Raw genomic sequence first — 23,465 nt, 5'->3', positions numbered from 1 at the left:
GGCGTTTCACTCCCACACACCCATGACTGCTGCTGGTCGCGTCGTTCGTCCTTCCGGGCCGGTGCCTGGCGGCAGGGCGTCTGCGCCACGGCCCGACCATCCGCCGCAGACCGCGCGAAGCCGGCGCCACGCGGTCTGGCATCCCCCATCGCACCATGCCACGCGCCCCCAAAGCCCCCTCCGCCGCCCTCGCCAGCCCTTCGGCGCCCTCCGGGCCATCGACGAAGGCCGTGACGATCGAGGCCATCGCGCAGGACATCGCGACGGCCATCATCGAAAAGCGCCTGCCGCCCGGCACCTGGCTGCGCGAGGAAGCTCTGGGACGCGTCTATGGCGTCAGCCGCACCAAGGTGCGCGCCGCCCTGCTGACGCTGTCGAAAGACAAGCTCGTCGAGATGATTCCGGACAAGGGCGCTTTCGTGAACAAACCGAGCGTGCAGGAGGCGCGCGAGGTGTTCGGGCTGCGGCGCATTCTGGAGAGCGAGGTGGTGCGCCTGTTCGCGGCCAAGGCGCGACCGCGCGACTACCAGCGTCTCACGCAGCACATCCGCTTCGAGCGCAGCGCGTTGCGTCCGCATGCGACGACCGGCACCGTTCGCGAGACATTGCTGGGCGACTTCCATGTGGCGCTGGCGGAGGCCACCGGCAACCACACGCTCGCCGAACTGGTTCGCGAACTGGTCGCGCGCAGTTCGTTGATCGCCATGCTCTACCACTCGGCGAACGACTCCCATTGCTCGTCCGGCGAACACGCCGACTTTCTGCGCCTGTGCCGCAGCGGCCAGACAGAGGCCGCCGTCGCCTGCATGACCGAGCACCTGATGCGCATCGAGGCGAGCCTGCAGTTCGTGCCGGACGGCCCCGACCGTCAGCTGGACCTCATCAACGCCCTGCTCGCCTGAGGCTCATGCCTGCGACCAGTGCCCTCATCGTCGCGGCCTGTCAGCCCGAGATGCACCCCACACGGCACTCCCGCCGCGTCTGTCGAAACCCAAAAAAACCTCAGGGAAGCTCCTCATGAAAGAAAGTCATCACGGCGTACCAGGCTCTGACCTGCGCCTCATCAACGAAGACCTGGCACCCATTCCGGCCGGGAAACGCACCTGGTCGGCCTACAGCGTCTTCGCGATGTGGATGTCCGACGTCCACAGCGTCGGCGGCTACACCTTCGCGGCCAGCCTCTTCCTGCTGGGACTCAATGGCTGGCAGGTGCTGGGTGCACTGGTGATCGGCATCGCGATCGTGAACGTGCTGATGAACCTGATCGGCAAGCCGAGCCAGCAACACGGCATCCCCTACCCGGTGATGGCGCGTGCCAGCATGGGCGTGATGGGCGCGAACTTCGCCGCGCTGATCCGCGGCATCGTCGGCGTCGTCTGGTACGGCGTGCAGACCTACTTCGCCTCCAAGGCCGTCGCCACGCTCGTGCTGGTGTTCTTCCCCGACGCGGCGGCGCTGCAGGCCACCCGTTTCCTTCGGCTCGACCTGCTGGGCTGGGCCTGCTTCTTCTTCATGTGGATCTTCCAGCTGCTGATCTTCCAGCGCGGCATGGAAGCCATCCGCAAGTTCATCGACTTCTGCGGCCCGGCCGTCTACATCGTGATGTTCCTGCTGATGGGCTGGATCCTCTGGAAGGCCGGCTGGGACTCGCTCGACCTGTCGCTCAGCGACAAGGTGCTCAGCGGCGGCGAATCCTTCGTCGCGATGGGCAGCGCCATCCTGCTGGTGGTGAGCTACTTCGCCGCCCTGCTGCTGAACTTCGGCGACTTCTCGCGCTATGCCAGGACGGAGCGCGACATGAAGGTGGGCAACTTCCTGGGCCTGCCGGTCAACTTCATCCTCTTCGCCATCATCGTCGTCATCGTGACGGCCGGCAGCGCCAAGGTGTTCGGCCACATGATCATGGACCCGATCGAGATCGTCTCGAAGATCGACAACAAGTGGGCGGTGGTGCTTGGCAGCGTGACCTTCATCATCGCGACCATGGGCATCAACATCGTGGCGAACTTCGTCTCGCCGGCCTATGACTTCGCCAACCTGTTCCCCAAGTACGTGGACTTCAAGCGCGGCGGCCTGATCACCTCGATCCTGGCCGTGATGGTCTGCCCGTGGATCTTCGTCGACAGCCCGAAGGCCATCACCATCTTCGTCAGCGTATTCGGTGCGGTGCTTGCACCGCTGTTCGGCGTGATGGTGGCCGATTTCTACCTGCTGAAGAAGCAGGTGCTGAAGACCGAGGATCTCTACACCATGGCGCCCGGGGGCCGCTACCACTACGACGGCGGCTGGAACAAGGTCGGCGTGGCGGCGCTGGTCCTGGCGAGCGTCCTGTCGATCGGGTGGGAGCTGTGCACACAGTTGCTCAAGGTGCTGCCGGAGAACAACTTCGGATGGGTCATCGGCGCCATCGGAGGTGCCGTCACCTATGTGGCGCTGATGCGGGGCGCACGCCGCGTCTAGGTCGGCGCCACGCCGGCGAGCAGGTCCCTGAACGCCGACGCCACCGGCGACAGCGAATTGCCCGGCGCGCGCAACAGCACCAGCGTGCGCGCCAGCTGTGGCCGCCCGATGGCGCGCACGTCGAGGCCGTGCCACTGCGCCAGCGGGCGCAGCGCCATCGTGACCACCGCGATGCCCAGTCCCTCGCGCGCCAGGCCGACGGTGGTCCAGGGCAAGGCGATCTCGAAGGCGTAGTCGAGCGCGATGCCGCGCTCGGCGAGCTTGTCGTCGAGCAGGCGACGCACCGGATTGCCCGGCAGGTAGCCGATGATCGATTCGCGCGCGAGCTGCGACCATTCGAGCGAACGCTTCGCCGCCAGTGGATGCCCGGGCGGCAGCACCGCCACGAACTGGTCGGTGAACAGCGGCGTGACGACCAGGTCGGTGCGTGCGTCGGTCTGGGTCGCGATGCCCAGGTCGGCCGCGCCGCTGCGCACCAACGCATGCACCTCGTGCTCGGGCACATCGTGCAGCACGACGCGCACACCCGGATGCGCCGCGCGAAAGGTGCGGATCACCGGCGGCAGCAGGAGCGCGCACTGGGCATTGGGCGCCGCCACGTCGATGCGGCCGCGCGCGAACACCGCGAAGTCGTGCGCGCTTTCCATCAGCTGGTCCCAGTCGGCCACCAGCCGGCGCGCCGCCGGCAGCAGCGCGGTGCCGGCCTCGGTCGGCTTGCAGGCCCGCGTGTGGCGGTCGAACAGACGCGTTCCGAGCATCTTCTCGAGCTTGCCCAGCGCGGCGCTGAGCGAGGACTGCGACATGCCGAGCCGCTCGGCCGCGCGCGTGAAGTGCCCGCTCTCGGCCACCGCGACGAAGACGCGAAGCTCGGCCAATGAAGGTTTCATCGTGAATCCTGATTGATTTATTCGATTGTCCGGCTTTATCGATCTGACGTGAAACCCTATCCTCGCGGCGATTCATCCCCTTCGGCCCGTCCGCCGGCCATCGTTCAGGAGCCTCCCATGCGTGATTCCGCCTCCCCCGCCGTTCATCCGGTCGACCAGAAGCTGCCGGCCGGCAAGCTGGCCGCGCTCGGTCTGCAGCACGTGCTCGTGATGTACGCCGGCGCGGTCGCCGTGCCGCTGATCGTCGGCCGCGCGCTCAAGCTGAGCCCGAGCGAGGTCGCGCTGCTGATCTCGGCCGACCTGTTCTGCTGCGGCATCGCCACGCTGATCCAGTCGCTGGGCGCCACGCAGTGGTTCGGCATCAAGCTGCCGGTGATGATGGGCGTGACCTTCGCGTCGGTGGCGCCGATGGTCGCCATCGCCAATGCCAACCCCGGAGTGGCGGGTGCGCAACTGCTCTTCGGCTCGATCATCGGGGCCGGCGTGATCTCGATCCTCATCGCGCCCGCGGTGAGCCGGCTGCTGCGCTTCTTCCCGCCGGTGGTGACGGGCACGATCATCGCGGTGATCGGCATCAGCCTGATGCGCGTGGGCATCAACTGGATCTTCGGCAACCCCTTCGGCCCGACCGCGCCGGCCATCGTGGACCCGGCCTACGCCAAGTGGCTGGCCGACGTCACCTCGCCCGGCAGCGCGATCCCGCCGGTGCCCAAGGGCTTCGCCATCCTGCCGACCGTGCCCAACCCCAAGTACGCCGACCTGACCGGCTTCGGCGTCGCCGCGCTGGTGCTGGTGTCGATCCTGCTGATCGTGAAGTACGCCAAGGGCTTCATCGCCAACATCTCGGTGCTGCTGGGCATCGTGATCGGCGCGGTGGTGGCCACGGCCATGGGCATCATGACCTACGAGAAGGTCGGCAAGGCGCCGTGGTTCGACGTGGTGCTGCCCTTCCACTTCGGCATGCCGCAGTTCGACCCGATCCTGATCCTCACCATGACGCTGATCATGATCGTCGTGATGATCGAGTCGACCGGCATGTTCCTGGCGCTCGGCGAGATGACCGACCGCAAGATCAGCCAGAAGGACCTGGCCAAGGGCCTGCGCACCGACGGCCTGGGCACGCTCATCGGCGGCATCTTCAACACCTTCCCGTACACCAGCTTCTCGCAGAACGTCGGCCTGGTGGCCGTCACCGGCATCAAGAGCCGCTACGTGTGCGTGGCCGGCGGCGTGATCCTCGTGGTGCTGGGCCTGCTGCCGAAGATGGCGGCGCTGATCGAGTCGCTGCCCACCGTGGTGCTGGGCGGCGCCGGCCTCGTGATGTTCGGCATGGTGGCCGCCACCGGCATCCGCATCCTGTCGGGCGTGGACTTCAAAACCAACCGGCACAACCCGATGATCGTGGCGGTGTCGATCGGCGTGGGCATGATTCCGCTGATCGCACCCAATTTCAAGCAGTGGATGCCGCACGGCCTGCACTCGCTGATCGAGTCGGGCATCCTGCTGGCGTCGATGACGGCGGTGCTGCTGAACCTGTTCCTGAACGGCGCGACGCACGACGAGGCCGCGATCATCGCTGCGGCCAAGCAGGCCGAGGCGCACTGAGCGGGCCTGCCCGCGGGCCCGGCCGCCCACGCGCGGTCGCGGTCTGTGCTGACGCTTTCGTGGCATCGTGCGCGGGGCAACGGCGCCCGCCTCGGCTACAGTCGAGGCGCCCATGATCTCTCCCCAACTCCAGCGCGGCTTCTTCCTCTTCCTGCTGGCGGCCGTCACGGTCGCCTTCTTCTGGATACTGCTGCCCTTCGGGGGCGCGGTGCTGTGGGGCGTGGCCCTGGCCATCCTCTTCAACCCGCTCTACAAGCGGCTGCTGGCGAAGATGGGCAAGCAGCGGCGCACGCTGGCGGCGCTCGCCACCCTCGGGATCTGCCTGGTGATCGTGTTCCTGCCGCTGTCGATGATCGCCGCATCGCTGGTGCAGGACGTGTCCACCGTCACGCAGCGCATCCGCACGGGCGAGCTCAACTTCGTCAATTACTTCCAGCAGGTGGTCGGCGCGCTGCCGCGGCCACTGCTGAATCTCCTTGACCGCTTCGGGCTGGGCAACATGGAGGCGCTGTTGTCGAAGCTGTCCACCACGGCGGCGCAGGGCTCGCAGATGATTGCCCAGCAGGCGCTGAGCATCGGCCAGAACACCTTCGATTTCGTGGTGAGCTTCTTCGTGATGCTCTACCTGCTGTTCTTCCTGCTGCGCGACGGGGCCGACCTGTCCAGGACGATCCGCGAAGCGCTGCCGCTGGCCCGCCCGCACACGCACTACCTGCTCAACAAGTTCACCACCGTGATCCGTGCGACGGTCAAGGGCAACGTGGTGGTCGCTGGTGTGCAGGGCACCATCGGCGGCATCGCCCTGGCGGTGCTCGGCGTGCAGGGCGCGCTGCTGTGGGGCGTGGTGATGGCCTTCCTATCGCTGCTGCCGGCCGTGGGTGCGGCGCTGATCTGGGCCCCGGTGGCCATCTATTTCCTGGCCACGGGAGCGATCGCCAAGGGCCTCGGCCTGGTCTTCGTAGGCGTCTTCGTGATCGGCCTGATCGACAACATCCTGCGCCCGCTGCTGGTGGGCAAGGACACGCAGATGCCCGATTACGTGGTGCTGATCTCGACCATCGGCGGCATGGCGCTGTTCGGCATCAATGGCTTCGTGATCGGGCCCGTGGTCGCCGCGCTCTTCATGGCGGTGTGGAGCCTGTTCGTGGCCTCGAACGAGAGCGCCGATACCGCCGTCGGCGACAAGGACAGCGCGCCGCCCCTGTGACGCGCGCGCGGTCGCCCCTCCGGGGGTTCCCCCTGCAGGGGGACACGGCTTTGGGGTAGCCTCTCTCTGTTTTTTGCGACATCGAACGGAGAGCCCCCATGGCCACCAAACTTTCCCCCGCCGAAGAAGCGTTGCGCGAAGCCGCACGCGAGTACCACCGCAGCCCCGTCCGCGGCAAGATTTCGGTCACGCCGACCAAGCCGCTGCTGAACCAGCGTGACCTCTCGCTGGCCTATTCGCCCGGCGTGGCCTACCCCTGCCTCGACATCCAGGCCGACCCGAGCCTCGCGGCCGAGTTCACCGCCCGCGGCAACCTGGTCGGCGTGGTCACCAACGGCACCGCGGTGCTGGGCCTGGGCAACATCGGACCGCTGGCCGCCAAGCCGGTGATGGAAGGCAAGGGCGGCCTGTTCAAGAAGTTCGCCGGCATCGACGTGTTCGACATCGAGCTGGCCGAGAACGACCCCGACAAGCTGGTCGAGATCATCGCCGCGCTCGAGCCCACGCTGGGCGGCATCAACCTCGAGGACATCAAGGCGCCCGAGTGCTTCTACATCGAGCGCAAGCTGCGCGAGCGCATGAACATCCCGGTGTTCCACGACGACCAGCACGGCACCGCCATCATCTCGGCCGCCGCACTGATCAACGGCCTGGAACTGGTCGACAAGAAGATCGGGGACGTGAAGATCGCCGTGTCGGGCGCCGGTGCCGCCGCCATCGCCTGCCTCGACGTGATGGTGGGCCTGGGCGCCAAGCCGGCCAATATCTTCGCGGTCGACTCCAAGGGCCTGATCTACATGGGCCGCCCGGGCGGCTTCGACGAGTCGAAGTCGCGCTACGCGCAGAAGGACACCGGCGACCGCACCCTGGCCGACGTGATGAAGAACGCGGACGTCTTCCTCGGCTGCTCGGCGCCCGGCGTGGTCACGCAGGACATGGTCAAGAGCATGGGCACGCAGCCCATCCTGCTGGCGCTGGCCAACCCCGAGCCGGAGATCCGGCCCGAGCTGGCCAAGGCCGTGCGGCCCGACTGCATCATCGCCACCGGCCGCTCGGACTACCCGAACCAGGTCAACAACGTGCTGTGCTTCCCGTACATCTTCCGTGGCGCACTCGACTGCGGCGCCAGCAAGATCACCGAGGAAATGAAGCTGGCCTGCGTGCGCGAGATCGCCGAACTGACCAAGGCCGACATCAGCGAGGAAGTGGCCACCGCCTATGCCGGCCAGGAGCTGTCCTTCGGACCCGACTACATCATCCCCAAGCCCTTCGACTCGCGGCTGATCCTGCGCATCGCGCCGGCCGTGGCCAAGGCGGCCGCGGCCTCGGGCGTGGCGGCGCGCCCGATCGAGGACCTCGAAGCCTACCGCCAGCACCTCACCCGCTTCGTCTACCAGACCGGCATGTTCATGCGTCCGGTGTTCACCGCCGCCAAGGCCGCGACGGCCAAGCGCGTGGCCTATGCCGAGGGTGAGGACGACCGCGTGCTGCGCGCGGCCCAGCAGGCGGTCGACGAAGGCCTGGCGCGGCCGATCCTGATCGGCCGTCCGGCGGTGATCGAGGCCCGTATCAAGAAGGCGGGCCTGCACCTGCGCCTGGAGGTCGATGCCGACGTGGTCGACCCCGAGAACGACGCACGCTTTCGCCAGTACTGGGAGGCGTACCACAAGCTCATGGGCCGCCGCGGCATCACGCCCGAAGCCGCCAAGAGCATGGTGCGCCGCTCGAACACCAGCATCGCCGCCCTGATGGTGCACCTGGGCGACGCCGACGCCATGCTGTGCGGCCTGGTCGGCCGCTTCGACAGCCACCTGAAGATCCTCAACCAGCTGCTGGGCGTGAAGCGCGGCGCGCCGGGCTTCGCCACGCTCAATGCGCTGACGCTCGAGAAGTACACGCTGTTCATCGCCGACACCAGCGTGCACGAAGACCCGACGGCCGAGCAGCTCGCGCACATCGCGTTGATGGCGGCCGAAGAAGTGCGCCGCTTCGGCCTGCCACCGAAGGTCGCCTTCCTCTCGCACTCGAACTTCGGCACGTCGGAACGCGGCTCGGCCCGCAAGATGCGCATCGCCCGCGACCTGTTCGCCAAGATGGCGCCCGACGTCGAATGCGACGGCGAGATGCAGGGCGACGCGGCGCTGTCCGAAGACATCCGCCGCCAGTCGCTGCCCGCCAGCTCGCTCGGCGGCGAGGCCAACCTGCTGATCTGCCCGAACCTCGATGCCGCGAACATCCTGTTCAACGTGCTGAAGATGACGGGCGGCAACGGCATCACCGTGGGCCCGATCCTGCTCGGTGCCGCCTGCGTGGCGCACATCCTCACGCCGTCGGCCACGGTGCGTCGGGTGCTGAACATGACGGCGCTGGCCGTGGCACAGGCCGCCATTCAGAAGTAGTGCGCCACGGGTGATCAACGCCCCGGCATGGTGCGCCTGCCGGGGCGTTTTCATTGGCGCGTCGTCAGCGCACCCATTTGGGACAAGATGGAGGTTCGCACCAATGGCGTGCGGGCACCGATATTGCTTGAATCGGTGACATTCCATTGCAAAGAGACCCCGCCCATGAACAAGCGCCACCTGCTCCAGTCCTTCCTCGCCGCCTCGGCGCTCTGCTTCGGCGTCGGTGCCGCACAGGCGCAGACCCCGATCAAGTTCCAGCTCGATTGGCGCTTCGAAGGTCCGGCCGCGCTGTTCCTGCACCCGGCCGCCAAGGGCTACTTCAAGGCGGCCGGCCTCGACGTGACCATCGACGCGGGCAACGGCTCGGGCGGCACGGTCACGCGCGTGGCCTCGGGCGCCTACGAGATGGGCTTCGCCGACCTGGCCGCCCTGATGGAATTCCATGCCAACAACCCCGACAGCCCGAACAAGCCGGTCGCGGTCATGATGGTCTACAACAACACGCCGGCCTCGGTCATGGCGCTCAAGAAGAGCGGCATCACCAAGCCGGCCGACCTGGCGGGCAAGAAGCTGGGCGCGCCGGTGTTCGACGCCGGCCGCCGCGCCTTCCCGATCTTCGCCAAGGCCAACAACATCGGCGCCGTGCAATGGACCGCCATGGACCCGACGCTGCGCGAGACCATGCTGATGCGCGGCGACATCGACGCCATCACCGGCTTCACCTTCACCTCGCTGCTGAACCTCGAAGCGCGCGGCGCCAAGGCGTCGGACGTGGTGGTGCTGCCTTACCCCGACTACGGCGTGAAGCTCTACGGCAACGTGATCATCGCGTCGCCCAAGCTCATCAAGGAGAACCCGGCCGCGGTGAAGAAATTCCTCTCGGCCTTCGCCAAGGGCGCGAAGGAAGTCATCGCCAACCCGGCGGTGGCGATCGAGTCGGTGAAGGCGCGCGACGGCATCATCGATTCCAAGCTCGAGACGCGCCGCCTGCAACTGGCCATCGACACCGTGATCAACAGCCCCGACGCCAAGGCCGAAGGCTTCGGCACCGTCAACGCCGGCCGCCTGGCGCTGATGGCCTCGCAGGTGTCGGACGCGTTCAACACCAAGTCGCGCGTGAACCCCGATGCCGTCTGGAACGGCACGATGCTGCCGAGCGCGGCCGAACTCAACATCCTCAAGAAGTAATGGCCGACAACGCCAGCGCTGTCGCCACATCTGCGCCCTTTGTCGACTTCCAGGACGTCTGGCTCGCCTACAACGAAGAACTGCTGCGCGAGAACCACTTCGCGGTCGAGGCGATCGACCTGAAGGTCAAGCGCGGCGAGTTCATCGCCATCGTCGGCCCGTCGGGCTGCGGCAAGTCGACCTTCATGAAGCTCACCACCGGCCTGAAGATGCCGTCGATGGGCCGCATCCGCATCGACGGCGCGCCCGTCACCGGCCCGCTGAAGATCTCGGGCATGGCCTTCCAGGCGCCGTCGCTGCTGCCCTGGCGCACCACGGTCGACAACGTGCTGCTGCCGCTGGAGATCGTCGAGCCCTACCGCTCGAACTTCAAGGCCAAGCGCAAGGAATACGTCGAGCGCGCACGCAAGCTGCTGCAGAAGGTCGGCCTTGCAGGCTATGAAGACAAGTTTCCCTGGCAGCTCTCCGGCGGCATGCAGCAGCGCGCCAGCATCTGCCGCGCGCTCATCCACGAGCCGAAGATGCTGCTGCTCGACGAGCCCTTCGGCGCGCTCGACGCGTTCACGCGCGAGGAGCTGTGGTGCATCCTGCGCGACCTCTGGACCGAGCAGCAGTTCAACGTGATCCTGGTGACGCACGACCTGCGCGAATCGGTGTTCCTGGCCGACACGGTCTACGTGATGAGCAAGTCGCCCGGCCGCTTCGTGGTCAAGCGCGAGATCGAACTGCCGCGCCCGCGCGAGCTGGAAGTGACCTACACCAAGGAGTTCACCGACATCGTGCTGGAGCTGCGCGGGCACATCGGGGCCATCCGGAACACCGGCATCAGCCAGGCGCAGACCGCGGCCGCAGGAGCCGCCTCATGATGAAGAACAGCAAGCAGATCGAGCGCTGGTCGCCCTGGTTCCTGCTGATCGCGGTGCTGCTGCTGTGGGAGATCGTCTGCCGCGGCTTCGGTGTGTCGGACTTCATCTTCCCGAGCCCCTCGCGCATCTGGGAACAGTTCTGGGAGTACAAGGAAATCATCGCGGGCCACGCTTGGCGCACCTTCTGGGTGACGATGGCGGGCTTCGGCCTGGCGATCGTGGTGGGCGTGCTGCTGGGCTTCGTCATCGGCAGCTCGCGCCTGGCCTACGCGGCGATGTACCCGCTGATGACGGCCTTCAACGCGTTGCCCAAGGCGGCCTTCGTGCCGATCCTGGTGGTGTGGTTCGGCATCGGCGTCGGCCCGGCCATCCTCACGGCCTTCCTGATCAGCTTCTTCCCGATCATGGTGAACATCGCGACCGGCCTGGCCACGCTCGAACCCGAGCTGGAAGACGTGCTGCGCGTGCTGGGCGCCAAGCGCTGGGACGTGTTGATGAAGATCGGCCTGCCGCGCTCCATGCCCTACTTCTTCGCGTCGCTCAAGGTCGCGATCACGCTGGCCTTCGTCGGCACCACGGTGAGCGAGATGACCGCCGCGAACGAAGGCATCGGCTACCTGCTCATCTCCGCCGGCTCGGCCATGCAGATGGGCCTGGCCTTCGCCGGCCTGATGGTGGTGGGTGCGATGGCGATGGGCATGTACGAACTCTTCAGCGTCATCGAGAAGCGCACCACCGGCTGGGCGCATCGGGGTTCGCAGGGCGAATAGGCGCGGCCTGGCCGCACGCGATGGCGGGGGTGGTTACAGTGCGGGCTCCCGCCGTGACCATCGCCCCGCCCTTCGCCTCTTCGCCCCCTCGCCCGTGACCCAGATCCAAGCCCGCCGCCGACTCATCGTCGTCCTTCTTCTTTGCGTCGCCCTCGGCGGCGCGGTGCTCCGGCACCTGTCGGCGCCCGGCACCACGCAGCGCGATGTCGGCACGCTGCTGATGCTGCTGTGGATCCCGGTCATCGGCAACGTGATCGCCTGGCTGATCTCCAAGGTCAAGCGACCCGCTGCGGCACCCGTCGCCGGAACGGCCGCGCCGGAGCCGATCGCCTTCGAGGATCGGCCGTTCGCGGCACATGCCCGGGTCGAGCTGACCCTGCGCCCCGCGGGCGTTCCGGCCGAAGACATCCCGATCGCCGAGGGCGAGCACCATTGCGCGCTGGTGGTGGGCAACGAGGGCTTCTCGGCGCGCTGGCAGGTGGCGCCGGGCGGGTCGTTCCGGCGCGGCACCTTACAGACACTGCCGGTCGAGTTCCGTGCGCCGGCCGCGGCACTGGCGCGCCTGCAGCCGGGTGTGGCCTTCCGCATGCTCGTCGGCGAGGCCTTCATCGGCGACGGCCGCGTGCTGAGCCACGCGACGGTGGACCCGCTCAGTACGCCTTGAAGTTCGCCGCGACGCGCTGGTTCAGAAAGTCGCCGGCCGTGATCGGCGGGTGCGTCTTGCCGGGGCTTTCGATGAGGGCGTCGCGGTTGGCCTGCGCGAAGAAGGCGATGCTGTAGCGCGGGCCCATGTACTCGCCCGGCAGCGGGTTCTTCACGCGGTGGAAGTTGCTCGGCAGCTGGTCGTCGCTCCAGCGCATCAGCATGTCGCCGATGTTGCAGGTGATGGCGTCGCCGTCGGGCGGGATCGGCGTCCATTCCTGCGCGTCCATCTCCTTGCCCGGGCAGACCTCGAGGCCGCCCTGCCCCTGGCGCTGGTACAGCAGCGTCAGGCAGTCGAAGTCGGTGTGGGCACCGGCGCGCCACAGGTCGAGCTTGTCCTGCACCTCGGCGGGGATCGCGTAGTAATGCAGCAGGCGCAGCGTGCTCTGGTAGCTGGGTTGGCCCTGGTCGTGCGCACGGGTGAAGAATTCGTCGTCGAAGCCCAGCTTGTAGGCGAAGCATGAGAGCACGCGCATGGCGATCTCCCAGCTCTGGCGCTCGAAGCGCAGCATCTTCTCGACGAAGCCCGGCAGCTCTTCGTCGGTGGGAAAGAGCTCGCCCATGTGCGGGCGGGTGATCTGGTAGCTCTCCTTCTGGTCCGGCGTGCCCGTGGACGGCCGCACCTGTGCCCGGCTTTCCCAGCCGGCGTTGAGCGCCTTCTTCAACGGGTACTGGCGTTTGACGCTCTCGGGCAGTGCGAAGAAGCGCTCGGCCATGTCGAAGGCGCCGCGGATCTCGCCGAGGTCGATGCCGTGGTGGACGAGCTGGAAGAAGCCGACGTCGACGGCCGCGTCCCAGAGCTGGTCGGCGATCTCGGCCTTGCGGGCCTCGAAGTCGGACAGGTCGATGCGGCGGATGTCGCGCGTCGTGTTGATGGAGCCCATCGCGCCCATGCGCGTTTCTCTCTGGAGCTCGGTGAGGTCGTAGCCGACGGGGGGCGTTGCAGCGGTCATGGTCTTGGTCCTGAAAGTTGAAAACTTCAAGAGCAATTTCCTGCCAACCCCTGAAGGTCTTCTCGCAACGCGACTGGCTGGTGAACGCTTCTACTCTCGGGTGCGGATGATGCCGCGTCGACGCGGCGCTGGCAAAGACTCCCCGCTTTGACCCTGTGGCGCAGTCGAACTTGCCTGGGGCGGTGATGCCACGCCGTGGTGCACGGCGGGCCTTGCAGGCTGCGCATCGAATGGCACGGATCATGCAAATGCCAACGCAGAGTAGAAGCGTTCAGCGGCTCGCCCGCCCGGAAATTGCTCGTTCATCGCAGTTCTCCCAAAGGAAGCATTCCATGCAACGCCGTTCCCTCCTCCGCGCCGCCGGCGCCGGCACGCTTGTCGCCGCCACGCCCTTCGTCCGCGCCCAGGGCTCGCTCAAGCCCTTCAAGTTCAACCTCGGCTGGAAGGTCGAGGCCTCGGGTGCCGGCTTCCTGCTGGCGCACCAGCGCGGCTACTACAAGGACGCGGGCCTCGACGTGGCCATCGACACCGGCAACGGCTCGACAGCCGCCATCAGCCTGGTCGGCAGCGGCGCCTACGACGTGGCCTCGGCCGACCTGTCGTCGATGATCGAGTTCAACGTCGCCAACCCGCAGGCCGGGCTCAAGGCCGTCGCGATCCAGTACGACCTGAACCCCAATTCGATCATCGTGCGCAAGGACGGCGCCATCAAGAAGCCGGCCGACCTCGCAGGCAAGACCATCCTCGGCCAGCCCTTCAACGCCTCGCGCAAGCTGTTCCCCGTCTTCGCCAAGGCCCAGGGCTTCGACCCCTCGGGCGTGAAGTGGGAGAACGTGGCCCCGGACATCGGCGACACGCGCTTCGTCAAGGGCGACTTCGACGCCCTGGCCTACTTCTACTTCACCGGCCTGCTCAACCTCAAGGCGCGCGGCATGGGCGCCGAGCAGCTCACCGTGTTCCGCTTCTCCGACCACGGCATGAAGTCGTATGGCAACGGTCTGGTCGCCAACCCGAAGAGCATGGAGCAGGCCGACGCGATGCGCGCCTTCGTGAAGGCCACCACGCGCGGCTGGATCGACTGCATCGCCGACCCGAAGGCGGGCGGCGCTGCCGTGAAGACGCGCGAGCCGCTGGCCAACCAGGCGATCGAGACCGAGCGCCTGCAGCTCATCGTCGACGGCACCATGAAGACCGCCGACGTGCGTGCCAACGGCTGGGGCGCGGCGACCCCTGCGCGCCTGCAGGCCACCATCGACGAGACCGTCGCGGCCTTCGGCCTGAAGAGCACGCCGAGCGTGGCGGACTTCTTCTCCGACAGGTTCCTACCGTCGGCCACCGACCGCCAACTCAAGGCCTGAAGGGGAGTCGCGTCATGGGCATTCCGGTCCTCGACCTGACCGGCGCCCTGGCGCCCGGCGGTCCGCGCAGCGCCCAGGTGGCGCGCGAATTCCGCTCGGCAGCCATGGCGTCGGGCTTCTTCTACGTGCGCCACCATGGCATCGACGCCGCGATGGTCGAGCGCCAGTTCGACATCACGCGGCAGCTGATGGCGCTGCCGATCGAACGGCGCGAGGCGCTGTCGATCCAGCATTCGCCGATCATGCGCGGCTACGAAGGCCTGGGCGCGCAGACGCTCGACGCCGCGATGAAGCCCGACCTCAAGGAGAGCTTCTACTGCGGCATGGACTGGCCGGCCGACCACCCTTACGTCACGGCCGGCTACCAGACCTACGGCCCGAGCCAGTGGCCGGCCGAACTGCCCGACGTGCGCGCGCACTGCGAGGCCTACATCGACGCGATGAACACGCTGTCGCTGCGCCTCATGCAGCTGATGGCCCTGTCGCTCGACCTGCCCGAGGACTACTTCGACGCCGCCTGCCGCGACCCGATGGTCACGCTGCGCATGGTGCGCTACCCGCCCCACCCCGAGGGCGCCGACGAGCGCACCTTCGGCGCCGGCGCGCACACCGACTGGGGCGCGGTCACCATCCTCGCGCAGGATGCGCACGGCGGGCTCGAAGTGCAGATGCCCGACGGTAGCTGGGTCGCGGCGACGCCGATGGCAGGCACCTTCGTCGTCAACCTCGGCGACATGATCCCGCGCTGGACCAACGGGCGGTACCACTCGAACCCGCACCGCGTGCGCAACACCTTCTCGGGCGGCGCCGCGCGCTATTCCATCCCCTTCTTCTACGAGCCCGAATACCTCGCGCGCATCGTGCCCGTGCCCGGCACCGTGCCCGTCGGCGAAGCGCCGCGCTACACGCCCTGCACGGCCGGCGAACATCTGCAGGAGATGTATCGCAAGACCTATGGGCTGCAGAAGCAGGCCGCCGCGGCAGGTGCGGCATGACGCTGTGGTTCAACCTGCTGTGCCGCGACGTTGAGGCGCAGATGGCCTTCTATGCGCGGCTGCTCGGCTGGCCGGAGGCCGTGCACAGCCGATCGCCCATCTACCGCGCGCTGGAGCACGAGGGCGTGCAGTTCGGCTTCAACGCGGCGCCGGCCTATGCCCTGCTCGGCCTGGCGGACCGCACACCCGATGCGACGGCCACGCCGCCGGTGACGGCCTACGCGACCTTCATGCTCGACACGCCCGATGCGGTCAACGCCGCCGTGCGAGAAGCCGCCGCGGCCGGCGGCCGGGTGCTGAAGGCGCCCTATGCCACCTACTACGGCCAGTGGCAGGCCGTGCTGAGCGACCCCGAGCAGCATGTGTTCCGCGTGAGCGCGGCGTCGCTGCCACCCGGCGTGGCACCGGCGCCGCGACCGGCCTGAGCCGTGCTACGATGCACTTCGCATGTAACACATCGAGGTCGTCCCCATGAGCGAAGCCACCTTCACATTTCGTGTTGAAGAGACTTTGAAAGCGGAGTTTTCCAACGCCGCCAAGGCCAATGACCGTACCGGCGCCCAACTCCTGCGCGACTTCATGCGGGACTTCGTTCAACGCCAACAAGAGGCGGCCGACCATGACGCCTGGTTTAGACGCCAAGTTCAGCTAGGCCTCGATGCCGCCAAGGCTGGAGATCTGTTGCAGGCTGAGGAAGTCGAAGCCGAGGCCGCCGCTTGGCGAGCCGAGACGCGACGCGGGCTCACTCGCGCTCGCAAGCCGTGAAACTGGTTTGGACCCGGCTGGCGCAAGAGGACCGACGTGCCATCCGCGAATACATCGCGGGTGACAACCCGCGTGCAGCGTTGGCGATGGATGCGTTGGTTTCGGAAAAAGCCGCGCGCTTGGTCTCTTTGCCCGAGATGGGCAAGCCGGGCCGCGTGCTGGAAACCCGTGAACTTGTCATTCACCGCAGCTACATCTTGATCTACGCGATCAAGAGCGATCAGGTACAGGTGCTGCGCGTGCTGCACACAGCGCGCCGGTGGCCGCCCACAGGCAAAGGACCGTCGTCGTAGTTCTGCACGATCGGCTTGAAGGATTCAAGCCCAGCCGGTTTCGATCTCGGTCGTGGTCTCGGTCATCAGCTTGTGGACCGGGCACTTGGCGGCCACGCGCAGCAGTTCGGCGCGCTGGCTCTCGTCGAGCGCACCCGTCACGCGCAGCGAGGTCTTCAGGCGATAGATGCCCTTGCGCTCCTCGCTGTCGTCGCGGTCGACCAGCACCTCGATGTCCTCGACCGGCATGTTCTTGCGCTGGGCATAGAGCATCACCGTGAGCGCCTTGCAGGCCGCCAGCGAAGCGTCGTACAGGTCGTGCGGCGTGGCGGGGCCCTGCCCGTCGGGCTGCAACGCGTCGGTGCCGAAGGCCTCGTTGCGGATGCGCACTGTGTGGCGGGTGCCTGTCGTGCCGTCGCGGCGGACTGAAATGCTCATGGGGTCTCCTGATGAATGTGTGTCGGGAAGGAACGGTCAGCCCGCGCCACCGTAGCGTTCGGTCCGGATCCGACCGGCCGGCACGCCCGCGTCGAGCAGGCCGGTGCTGACCGCCTCGACGAAGCGGTTGGCGCCGCAGACGAAGACATGGGCCGGCACGTGGCCCCAGTCGGTCAGCAGCCGCTGCAGCGCCGCGCTGTCGAGCCGCCGAACCAGATCGCCCGGCCGATGGACCGTGTCGCGCGTCGTGACCGCGACGAAGCGCAGCAGCGGCGCGCGCGCCTGCAGCGCGATCAGCTCGTCGCGAAAGGCCAGGTCGCCCCAGGTGCGCGCGGACACGACCAGCAGCAAGGGGATGGCCACGCCGGACGCGTGCCAGTCCCGCACCATCGCCATCAGCGGCGCGACGCCCGAGCCGCCGCCCACCAGCAGCAGCGGGCCGCCGTCGGCCGGGCGCCAGACGAAATGCCCGCCGAGCGGGCCGCGCACCTCGAGGTGGTCGCCGGCCGCCACCACCTCGTGGAAGAAGGGCGACACCTCGCCGTCCTCCAGCTTCTCGACGATGAGTTCGATCGGCATGGCGCCAGGCGCCGAAGCGATCGAATAGCTGCGCTGCGCGGCATAGCCGTCGGACGCGGTGAGCCGCACCACCAGGTGCTGGCCGGCCAGCCCGGGGGCCAGCGGCGAGCGCAGGAAGACGCTGACGATGCGCGGCGTGAGTACGGCGACGCGCTCGACCACCGCGTCATGCCAGGGCGAGGGCCACGCCGGCGGCGGTGCGCCGGTCACGGGTCGTCCGAGTAGCGCTGCTGCTTCCACGGATCGCCGCGCAGGTGGTAGCCGCGCAGCTCCCAGAAGCCGGCCTCGTCGCGCGCCGTGAAGCGCAGGCCCTTGATCCACTTGGCGCTCTTCCAGAAGTAGAGGTGCGGCACCAGCAGCCGCGCCGGCCCGCCGTGCTCGGCCGCGAGCGGCGCGCCGTTGAAGCGGGTCGCGACCATCGCGCGGCCGTCGAGCAGGTCGGCGGCGGGCACGTTGGTGTCGTAGTCGTCGTGCGAGATCGCGAGCGTGTAGGCGCTGGGTGCAGCCACACCCGCCGCGGCGAGCAGGTCGTCGATGGTGACGCCTTCCCAGGTCGTGTCGAACTTCGACCAGGTGGTGACGCAGTGGATATCGCCTTGCCACACGGTGTGCGGCAAGGCCTCGAACTCCTCCCAGTTCCAGCTGGCCAAGGGCCTCGGCCCGTCGCTGAGCGTGAAGCGCCAGGTGGCGAGGTCGACGTGCGGCGTCGGCCCCTTGGACAGGACGGGAAAGTCGTCGGTCTCGAACTGCCCCGGCGGCAGCCGGCTCGCGAAAGCAGCGCTCGGGCGTCGTCCGGTGAAGCCTCGGGTGGCCATGGTCGAACTCCTTGAAGGGAGAACGATGGTAGCGCCGCATGGCGGCGGGCGCTGCGCCTCCAAAGTGGCATGTCGGCCCACATCCGATGCCGGGCAACCGGTCCATATTGGCATGTGTCCTGCATGTATCGTCGCAACCTCATGAAATCGAAGAACACTCTCCCCCACCCCATCGAAGTCACACTGGACGAACGCGACGGCCGCTATCTGCGCAAGGCCATCTTCTGGTCGCATGCCGGCGGGCGGCGCGGCAACCGGCCCTTCGGCGCCGTCATCGTCTCGGCCGATGGCGAGGTGCTGGCCGAGGGCTACTGCAACAGCGCCGAAACCGGCGACGTCACCGGCCATGCCGAAGTCACCGCCATCCGCGCGCTGGCCGCCCGGCGCCCGGGCCGCGAGCTGATGGCCGGGGCCACGCTGTACTCGTCGGCCGAGCCGTGCGTGATGTGCGCGGGCGCGATCTTCTGGGCCAACATCGGCCGCGTGGTGTTCGGCATCGACGCCGAACGGCTGCGGCTGTTCCGCGGCGAGCGCGGCGACCAGCGCGATGCCGAGCTGTCCTGCCGCGACGTGTTCGCCGCCTCGCCGCACCCCATCGAATGCATCGGCCCCGCGCTCGTCGGCGAGGCGAGCGCCGCGCACGAAGGCGCCTGGAAGGACTGAGCGCGTTCGGCCGTGGCCGCCTTCCGGCCCGCCGATAGACTCCCCGCATGCCCTGGCACGCCCGACTCGCGCTCGACTACAGCGCCGAACAACAACGCAGCGTCGCACGCTTCCGTCACGACGGTCCGCTGCGCATCCTGCAAAGCCTCTATCCCGAGGGCGACGCGGTCTGCCACAACGTGCTGGTGCATCCGCCCGGCGGCCTGGTCGGCGGCGACACGCTCGACATCGCCATCACCGGCGCGGCCGGCAGCCACGGCCTGGTCACCACGCCGGGCGCGACGCGCTTCTACCGCTCCGAGGGCGAAGCCGCCGTGCAGCGCACCCGGATCACGCTGGCCGACGGCGCGCGCCTCGAATGGCTGCCGCTGGAAGCGCTCTGCTACAGCGGCTGCAAGGCCGAGAACCGCCTGCGCCTCGAACTCGCACCCGGCGCCGAGCTGCTGGGCTGGGACGTGACCGCCCTCGGCCTGCCCAACGCCGGCCTGCCCTTCGAGCGCGGCAGCCTGCTGCAGCACATCGAGGTGCCGGGCGTGTGGCTCGAACGCGGCCGCATCGACGCGGCCGACCACCGCCTGCTGCAGAGCCCGATCGGCCTGGCCGGCCAGCGCTGCATCGCATCGCTCTTCTTCGTGGCCGGCGCGCCGATCCCGAAGGCGCGCCGCGCCATGCTGCTCGACAGTGCGCGGGCACTGGCCGATGCGCATCCGCTGGCGATGAGCGCGGGCGCCACCGCGCCGCACGCCGAGGTGGTCGTGCTGCGTGTGCTGGCGCCGGTGGTCGAACCGGCCATGCAGCTGTTGCGGCAGGTGTGGCTGGCCTGGCGCGCCGAGCTCTGGCAGTTGCGCAGCGCCGCGCCACGCATCTGGTCGATGTAGAGCCTGTGGACCCTATCTCAGTTTTCCATAGCGCTACGCGCCGCGCGAATCGAATGAAACCGGCACGGCCGAGGCCAGGGCACCCGCGGAACTGGCTCCGCCAGGCCGCCGGGTGCGCCCCCTTGAGGGGGAGGCGGCGACACGCAGTGCGCCGCATCGGGGGTGGGGTTCGTTCAAGCAACCTCGACCCGGTCGCGGCCTTGCGCCTTGGCCCGGTAGAGCGCTGCATCGGCGCGTGCGAGCAGTGCGTCGAGCGTGTCGGCCGGCCCCTGAAACACCGCGACACCGATGCTGATGCTGAGGCGGCCGATGCCGGTGGCCGCCAGCGGTGAGGGGGCCGTGAAGGGCTCGCCCGCCTCTTTGCGCAAGCGCTCGGCCACGGCCCGTGCGCCGTCGTGCCCCAGGCCAGGCAGGACGACGACGAACTCCTCACCGCCGTAGCGCCCCAGCCACGCCGCTGGCGGCAGCGGCGTCTGCAGGCGCAGCGTCAGCTGGCGCAGCGCCTCGTCGCCGGCCTGGTGACCGAATTCGTCGTTGACGCGCTTGAAGTGGTCGGCATCGAGCATCAGCAGCGCCAGCGCACCGTCGCCGTCGCCACGCTGGGCGCGGATGACTTCGCGTTCGCAGCGCTCGATCAGTGCGCGCCGGTTCAGCACGCCGGTCAGCGGGTCGTGGGTGGCCATGAACTCGAACTCCAGGCGCAACCGGTCGGTGGCCATCAGCACGCCCGCGATGCTCAGCATCAAGGCGGTGAGCGAGTACATGACGATGTACAGCGACTGCAGCCATGTGGTGTCGAGCATCCCGATGCCCGCTTCGCCGAGGACCGCGCTCAGGCAGCGCAGGCCCGCCGCCAGCGACTGCAGCAGCAGCAGGCTCGTCATGAGGTGCATGCCGACCCGCTTCGCCCGGCGGCGCAGGTAAAGCCGGGCATGCGCGAAGAACAGCCACGAGATCGCCAGCGTGAAGACCGCCAGGCGTGTCGGATAGCTGGGCTGCACTTCGGAAAACCAGAACAGCACCACGCCCAGGACGAGCGTAACGACGCTCCAGATGCGCGTGTCGCGCTCATGGCCCAGGAAGAGCTGGCTGCCCGCGTAGTACAGGATGCAGCCCTGGAACAGCACCATGTTGGCCAGCACGATGCTGAAAACGTCCGGGAGCACACCGCGCAGCGCGAAGAGCACGGTGCTGACGAAGCTGGCGAGCGGCGCGAGCGTCCACTCGCGCAGGCCGCGGATGCTCGGCGGGTAGCTGCGCCGCATCGAGAACATCACGATGGACATCAGCAAGCCCATCACACCGGCGAGCACGATGATGGAGCGCGGGTCCAGGGCGGGCGACAGGAGCGGCATGAAGCGGGGAGACTGCAAACGGTGGAGCGGGTTTTCTAGGTTACCGCACCACCAACCTCAGCCTCACTGCGCAAGCATCGATGGCCTTGCGCGTCTGTTCAGGGAATACGCCTCAGCGCACCGCGCGGCGTCGTGCGTCGGCCACCGCCCAGGCGAAGATGCCCAACCCTGCCAGCCCCAGCAAGGCGCCGACCCAGCCGGTCGACGTCCAGCCCAGGCCCGCGCTGATCGCCAGGCCGCCGAGCCAGGCGCCGAGCGCGTTGGCCATGTTGAAGGCCGAATGGTTGAGCGCGGCGGCGAGCGTCTGCGCGTCGCCGGCCACGTCCATCAGGCGGATCTGCAGCGCCGGCCCGATGGCCACGACGGTACCGATCAGGAAGGTGGCGATGGCGGCCGTGGCCACATGCTGCGCCGCGAAGACGAACAGCACCAACACCGCCACCGACCACACCAGGAGGCCGCCGATGGTGCGCATCAGCGACTTGTCGGCCAGTCGCGCGCCGACCAGGTTGCCCGCCACCATGCCCAGGCCGAACAGCGCGAGCACGAAGGGCACGTGGCCCACCGACAGCCCGGCCACTTCGGTCAGCGTCGGCTTGATGTAGCTGAAGACGGCGAACATGCCGCCGAAGCCGATGGCGCCGATGCCCAGCGTGAGCCAGACCTGCGGCCGGCGCAGCGCGTCGAGTTCGCGCAGCGGACTGGCACCGGCCGCAGCCCGGATGTCCGGCACGCCACGCCGCAGCAACACCATCGCCAGCACCGCGATGAGCCCGACGAAGACGAAGGCGGCGCGCCAGCCGAAGTGCTGGCCCAGCCAGGCCGCGATGGGCACGCCGACCAGCGTGGCGCCGGTCAGCCCGAGCATCACCAGCCCGACGGCGCGTGCGCGCCGCCCCGGTGGCGCCAGCGTGGCCGCCACCAGCGCCGCGACGCCGAAGTAGGTGCCGTGCGGCAGGCCGGTGAGAAAGCGCATCAGGTTGAGCGACAGGTAGCCCGGTGCCAGCGCCGATGCGAAGTTGCCGAGCGCGTAGATGCCCATCAGCGCGATCAGCAGCGCGCGGCGCGGCCAGCCGGCGGCCAGCACGGCGAGCACCGGCGCACCGATCACGACACCCAGCGCGTAGGCGCTGATGACATGGCCGGCCTGGGGAATGCTCACGCCGATGTCCCGAGCGACTTCGGGCAGCAGGCCCATGATCACGAATTCACCGGTGCCGATGGAGAAGCCGCCCACACCGAGCGCCAGCACGGCACGCAGCAGGGTGCGGTCGGCATCGGGCGCGCGGACGGACGAAGACGCCGCGGCGTCGAGTTCGGGAGACAGGGAAGGCGTGGTCATGGCGGAGCGAGCGTGCGAGCGGGCCGGGCTCGCGAACGAGGCCCAACGACCAGGGGTTAACCCTGGGCCGCCGGACCATAACACGCAAGGCGCGCCGCAGCAGGCGGCGGGCCCAACGGTTCAGATGGCGACAAGCTGCCGTACGCCGTTGGCTTCCATGTCCTTGCCGAGCCCGCGCGCGATGACCTCCCCGCGCTCCATCACGAGGTAGTCGTCGGCCAGCTCCTGCGCGAAGTCGTAGTACTGCTCGCACAGCACGATGGCCATGTCGCCACGGTCGGCCAGCATGCGGATGACGCGGCCGATGTCCTTGATGATCGACGGCTGGATGCCTTCGGTCGGCTCGTCGAGGATCAGCAGCTTGGGTTTGGGCGCGAGTGCGCGGGCGATGGCCAGCTGCTGCTGCTGCCCGCCCGACAGGTCGCCGCCGCGGCGGTGGATCATCTGCTTGAGCACGGGGAACAGCTCGAACAGCTCGGCCGGGATCGGCGTGCTGCCGCTCTTGTAGGCCAGGCCCATGCGCAGGTTCTCCTCCACCGTCAGCCGCGCGAAGATCTCGCGCCCCTGCGGCACGAAGCCCATGCCGGCGCGGGCGCGTTCGTAGGGCGTCTTCTTCTGGATCGGCTGGCCGTCGAATTCGATGCTGCCGCTCTTGATCGGCACCAGGCCCATCAGCGACTTGAGCAGCGTGGTCTTGCCGACGCCGTTGCGGCCGAGCAGCACGGTGACCTTGCCGAGCGTCGCGGTGAAGCTCACGTCGCGCAGGATGTGGGAGCCGCCGTAGTACTGGTGGATGTTTTTGACTGTGAGCATTTGCTTTCCTCCTCAGTTGTTCGGAGCGCGTCCGTTTTCCTTGGGTACGGCGCCCGGCAGGCGGTGCGGGCCAGCCGACCCCGGTGCGCCGGCCGCTGCGCGGCTGCCCTGCGGTGCTCGCGCCATCGGCTGCGTCGCAGAACTCGCTGCGC

24 protein-coding genes are annotated in these 23,465 nt (G+C 68.3%); 16 read left to right on the top strand and 8 right to left on the bottom strand.

The features are described 5' to 3' along the window. Positions 1-155: 155 nt before the first annotated feature. Together N8A90_RS23815 and N8A90_RS23810 are read left to right on the top strand one after the other, a co-directional pair. Positions 156-902: a GntR family transcriptional regulator gene (locus N8A90_RS23815; protein ID WP_262077721.1), complete on the top strand. Its 747-nt coding sequence runs from the start codon at positions 156-158 to the stop codon at positions 900-902. Between the two features lie 115 nt (positions 903-1,017). Further along, a complete protein-coding gene (locus N8A90_RS23810; RefSeq protein ID WP_262077720.1) occupies positions 1,018-2,460 on the top strand; it encodes an NCS1 family nucleobase:cation symporter-1 in 1,443 nt (480 codons plus the stop codon). Here the strand turns inward: N8A90_RS23810 and N8A90_RS23805 are convergent. Then, a complete protein-coding gene (locus tag N8A90_RS23805; protein ID WP_262077719.1) occupies positions 2,457-3,347 on the bottom strand; it encodes a LysR family transcriptional regulator in 891 nt (296 codons plus the stop codon). The two genes, N8A90_RS23810 and N8A90_RS23805, sit on opposite strands and share 4 nt — an antisense overlap. A gap of 117 nt (positions 3,348-3,464) precedes the next feature. Between N8A90_RS23805 and N8A90_RS23800 the strand changes: the two genes are divergently transcribed. The 7 genes from N8A90_RS23800 (at position 3,465) to N8A90_RS23770 (ending at position 12,049) form a co-directional block, all read left to right on the top strand. Continuing rightward, the gene (locus N8A90_RS23800) at positions 3,465-4,952 is read left to right on the top strand and encodes a nucleobase:cation symporter-2 family protein (RefSeq protein WP_262077718.1); all 1,488 of its coding nucleotides are present in this window, start codon (positions 3,465-3,467) and stop codon (positions 4,950-4,952) included. A gap of 112 nt (positions 4,953-5,064) precedes the next feature. Beyond that, entirely contained in the window at positions 5,065-6,159 is a 1,095-nt protein-coding gene (locus tag N8A90_RS23795; RefSeq protein ID WP_262077717.1) for an AI-2E family transporter, read from the top strand. Positions 6,160-6,257: 98 nt separating this feature from the next. After that, entirely contained in the window at positions 6,258-8,558 is a 2,301-nt protein-coding gene (locus N8A90_RS23790; RefSeq protein ID WP_262077716.1) for an NADP-dependent malic enzyme, read from the top strand. Positions 8,559-8,723: 165 nt separating this feature from the next. Further along, positions 8,724-9,749, top strand: a complete 1,026-nt coding sequence (locus N8A90_RS23785; protein ID WP_262077715.1) for an ABC transporter substrate-binding protein — start codon at positions 8,724-8,726, stop codon at positions 9,747-9,749. Further along, complete coding sequence (locus N8A90_RS23780; RefSeq protein ID WP_262077714.1) at positions 9,749-10,615, top strand: ABC transporter ATP-binding protein; 867 nt, start codon at positions 9,749-9,751, stop codon at positions 10,613-10,615. The genes N8A90_RS23785 and N8A90_RS23780 overlap by 1 nt, the downstream gene beginning before the upstream one ends. Next, a complete protein-coding gene (locus N8A90_RS23775; RefSeq protein WP_262077784.1) occupies positions 10,615-11,385 on the top strand; it encodes an ABC transporter permease in 771 nt (256 codons plus the stop codon). The genes N8A90_RS23780 and N8A90_RS23775 overlap by 1 nt, the downstream gene beginning before the upstream one ends. A 94-nt stretch (positions 11,386-11,479) precedes the next feature. After that, the gene (locus N8A90_RS23770; protein ID WP_262077713.1) at positions 11,480-12,049 is read left to right on the top strand and encodes a hypothetical protein; all 570 of its coding nucleotides are present in this window, start codon (positions 11,480-11,482) and stop codon (positions 12,047-12,049) included. On the opposite strand, the gene N8A90_RS23765 is transcribed toward N8A90_RS23770, so the two are convergent. Next, positions 12,036-13,040, bottom strand: coding sequence for an isopenicillin N synthase family dioxygenase (locus tag N8A90_RS23765; protein WP_262077712.1), 1,005 nt, complete (start codon positions 13,038-13,040; stop codon positions 12,036-12,038). The two genes, N8A90_RS23770 and N8A90_RS23765, sit on opposite strands and share 14 nt — an antisense overlap. A 332-nt stretch (positions 13,041-13,372) precedes the next feature. On the opposite strand from N8A90_RS23765, the gene N8A90_RS23760 reads away from it, so the two are divergent. The 5 genes from N8A90_RS23760 to N8A90_RS23740 are packed head-to-tail and all read left to right on the top strand — an operon-like array spanning position 13,373 to position 16,451. Further along, positions 13,373-14,398: an ABC transporter substrate-binding protein gene (locus N8A90_RS23760; protein WP_262077711.1), complete on the top strand. Its 1,026-nt coding sequence runs from the start codon at positions 13,373-13,375 to the stop codon at positions 14,396-14,398. A gap of 14 nt (positions 14,399-14,412) precedes the next feature. Next, positions 14,413-15,393, top strand: coding sequence for an isopenicillin N synthase family dioxygenase (locus tag N8A90_RS23755; RefSeq protein WP_262077710.1), 981 nt, complete (start codon positions 14,413-14,415; stop codon positions 15,391-15,393). Next, positions 15,390-15,818, top strand: coding sequence for a VOC family protein (locus tag N8A90_RS23750; protein ID WP_262077709.1), 429 nt, complete (start codon positions 15,390-15,392; stop codon positions 15,816-15,818). Before N8A90_RS23755 ends, N8A90_RS23750 begins: the two co-directional genes overlap by 4 nt. A 46-nt stretch (positions 15,819-15,864) precedes the next feature. After that, a complete protein-coding gene (locus N8A90_RS23745) occupies positions 15,865-16,158 on the top strand; it encodes a CopG family ribbon-helix-helix protein (protein WP_262077708.1) in 294 nt (97 codons plus the stop codon). Then, on the top strand, positions 16,155-16,451 hold the full coding sequence (locus tag N8A90_RS23740) for a type II toxin-antitoxin system RelE/ParE family toxin (protein WP_262077707.1): 297 nt from the start codon (positions 16,155-16,157) through the stop codon (positions 16,449-16,451). The genes N8A90_RS23745 and N8A90_RS23740 overlap by 4 nt, the downstream gene beginning before the upstream one ends. 24 nt (positions 16,452-16,475) lie before the next feature. Here N8A90_RS23740 and N8A90_RS23735 read toward each other — a convergent pair whose 3' ends face one another. From N8A90_RS23735 to N8A90_RS23725, 3 genes are read right to left on the bottom strand one after another with little or no spacing between them, the layout of a single operon-like run. Then, on the bottom strand, positions 16,476-16,868 hold the full coding sequence (locus tag N8A90_RS23735) for an OsmC family protein (protein ID WP_262077706.1): 393 nt from the start codon (positions 16,866-16,868) through the stop codon (positions 16,476-16,478). Positions 16,869-16,904: 36 nt separating this feature from the next. After that, a complete protein-coding gene (locus N8A90_RS23730; protein ID WP_262077705.1) occupies positions 16,905-17,657 on the bottom strand; it encodes an FAD-binding oxidoreductase in 753 nt (250 codons plus the stop codon). After that, positions 17,654-18,262 carry a sulfite oxidase-like oxidoreductase gene (locus N8A90_RS23725; protein WP_262077704.1) on the bottom strand — a complete coding sequence of 203 codons (609 nt, stop codon included), beginning with the start codon at positions 18,260-18,262 and terminating at the stop codon, positions 17,654-17,656. Before N8A90_RS23725 ends, N8A90_RS23730 begins: the two co-directional genes overlap by 4 nt. Before the next feature lie 141 nt (positions 18,263-18,403). Here N8A90_RS23725 and N8A90_RS23720 point away from each other — a divergent pair, with 141 nt between their 5' ends. Beyond that, positions 18,404-18,925, top strand: coding sequence for a nucleoside deaminase (locus N8A90_RS23720; protein ID WP_262077703.1), 522 nt, complete (start codon positions 18,404-18,406; stop codon positions 18,923-18,925). Positions 18,926-18,972: 47 nt separating this feature from the next. Beyond that, the gene (locus tag N8A90_RS23715; protein ID WP_262077701.1) at positions 18,973-19,803 is read left to right on the top strand and encodes an urease accessory protein UreD; all 831 of its coding nucleotides are present in this window, start codon (positions 18,973-18,975) and stop codon (positions 19,801-19,803) included. 173 nt (positions 19,804-19,976) lie between these two features. Here the strand turns inward: N8A90_RS23715 and N8A90_RS23710 are convergent, their stop codons facing one another. The 3 genes from N8A90_RS23710 to urtE form a co-directional block, all read right to left on the bottom strand. Next, on the bottom strand, positions 19,977-21,158 hold the full coding sequence (locus N8A90_RS23710) for a GGDEF domain-containing protein (protein WP_262077699.1): 1,182 nt from the start codon (positions 21,156-21,158) through the stop codon (positions 19,977-19,979). A 112-nt stretch (positions 21,159-21,270) separates the two neighbouring features. Then, positions 21,271-22,500, bottom strand: coding sequence for an MFS transporter (locus N8A90_RS23705; RefSeq protein ID WP_262077698.1), 1,230 nt, complete (start codon positions 22,498-22,500; stop codon positions 21,271-21,273). Positions 22,501-22,620: 120 nt separating this feature from the next. After that, positions 22,621-23,313 carry an urea ABC transporter ATP-binding subunit UrtE gene (gene urtE, locus N8A90_RS23700; protein WP_262077696.1) on the bottom strand — a complete coding sequence of 231 codons (693 nt, stop codon included), beginning with the start codon at positions 23,311-23,313 and terminating at the stop codon, positions 22,621-22,623. Between the last annotated feature and the right edge of the window lie 152 nt (positions 23,314-23,465).

Source organism: Variovorax sp. N23 (assembly GCF_025486315.1).
Lineage (GTDB): Bacteria > Pseudomonadota > Gammaproteobacteria > Burkholderiales > Burkholderiaceae_C > Variovorax.
Note: the sequence above shows the minus strand (reverse complement) of the source record. Positions and strands in the feature narration are given on the sequence as shown.

Bases quoted from the DNA above. Each gene is read 5' to 3' on its own strand.
- N8A90_RS23815 (WP_262077721.1), top strand. From the start codon at position 156: ATGCCACGCGCCCCCAAAGCCCCCTCCGCCGCCCTCGCCAGCCCTTCG.
- N8A90_RS23810 (WP_262077720.1), top strand. From the start codon at position 1,018: ATGAAAGAAAGTCATCACGGCGTACCAGGCTCTGACCTGCGCCTCATC.
- N8A90_RS23805 (WP_262077719.1), bottom strand. From the start codon at position 3,347: ATGAAACCTTCATTGGCCGAGCTTCGCGTCTTCGTCGCGGTGGCCGAG.
- N8A90_RS23800 (WP_262077718.1), top strand. From the start codon at position 3,465: ATGCGTGATTCCGCCTCCCCCGCCGTTCATCCGGTCGACCAGAAGCTG.
- N8A90_RS23795 (WP_262077717.1), top strand. From the start codon at position 5,065: ATGATCTCTCCCCAACTCCAGCGCGGCTTCTTCCTCTTCCTGCTGGCG.
- N8A90_RS23790 (WP_262077716.1), top strand. From the start codon at position 6,258: ATGGCCACCAAACTTTCCCCCGCCGAAGAAGCGTTGCGCGAAGCCGCA.
- N8A90_RS23785 (WP_262077715.1), top strand. From the start codon at position 8,724: ATGAACAAGCGCCACCTGCTCCAGTCCTTCCTCGCCGCCTCGGCGCTC.
- N8A90_RS23780 (WP_262077714.1), top strand. From the start codon at position 9,749: ATGGCCGACAACGCCAGCGCTGTCGCCACATCTGCGCCCTTTGTCGAC.
- N8A90_RS23775 (WP_262077784.1), top strand. From the start codon at position 10,615: ATGAAGAACAGCAAGCAGATCGAGCGCTGGTCGCCCTGGTTCCTGCTG.
- N8A90_RS23765 (WP_262077712.1), bottom strand. From the start codon at position 13,040: ATGACCGCTGCAACGCCCCCCGTCGGCTACGACCTCACCGAGCTCCAG.
- N8A90_RS23760 (WP_262077711.1), top strand. From the start codon at position 13,373: ATGCAACGCCGTTCCCTCCTCCGCGCCGCCGGCGCCGGCACGCTTGTC.
- N8A90_RS23755 (WP_262077710.1), top strand. From the start codon at position 14,413: ATGGGCATTCCGGTCCTCGACCTGACCGGCGCCCTGGCGCCCGGCGGT.
- N8A90_RS23750 (WP_262077709.1), top strand. From the start codon at position 15,390: ATGACGCTGTGGTTCAACCTGCTGTGCCGCGACGTTGAGGCGCAGATG.
- N8A90_RS23745 (WP_262077708.1), top strand. From the start codon at position 15,865: ATGAGCGAAGCCACCTTCACATTTCGTGTTGAAGAGACTTTGAAAGCG.
- N8A90_RS23735 (WP_262077706.1), bottom strand. From the start codon at position 16,868: ATGAGCATTTCAGTCCGCCGCGACGGCACGACAGGCACCCGCCACACA.
- N8A90_RS23725 (WP_262077704.1), bottom strand. From the start codon at position 18,262: ATGGCCACCCGAGGCTTCACCGGACGACGCCCGAGCGCTGCTTTCGCG.
- N8A90_RS23720 (WP_262077703.1), top strand. From the start codon at position 18,404: ATGAAATCGAAGAACACTCTCCCCCACCCCATCGAAGTCACACTGGAC.
- N8A90_RS23715 (WP_262077701.1), top strand. From the start codon at position 18,973: ATGCCCTGGCACGCCCGACTCGCGCTCGACTACAGCGCCGAACAACAA.
- N8A90_RS23710 (WP_262077699.1), bottom strand. From the start codon at position 21,158: ATGCCGCTCCTGTCGCCCGCCCTGGACCCGCGCTCCATCATCGTGCTC.
- N8A90_RS23705 (WP_262077698.1), bottom strand. From the start codon at position 22,500: ATGACCACGCCTTCCCTGTCTCCCGAACTCGACGCCGCGGCGTCTTCG.
- urtE (WP_262077696.1), bottom strand. From the start codon at position 23,313: ATGCTCACAGTCAAAAACATCCACCAGTACTACGGCGGCTCCCACATC.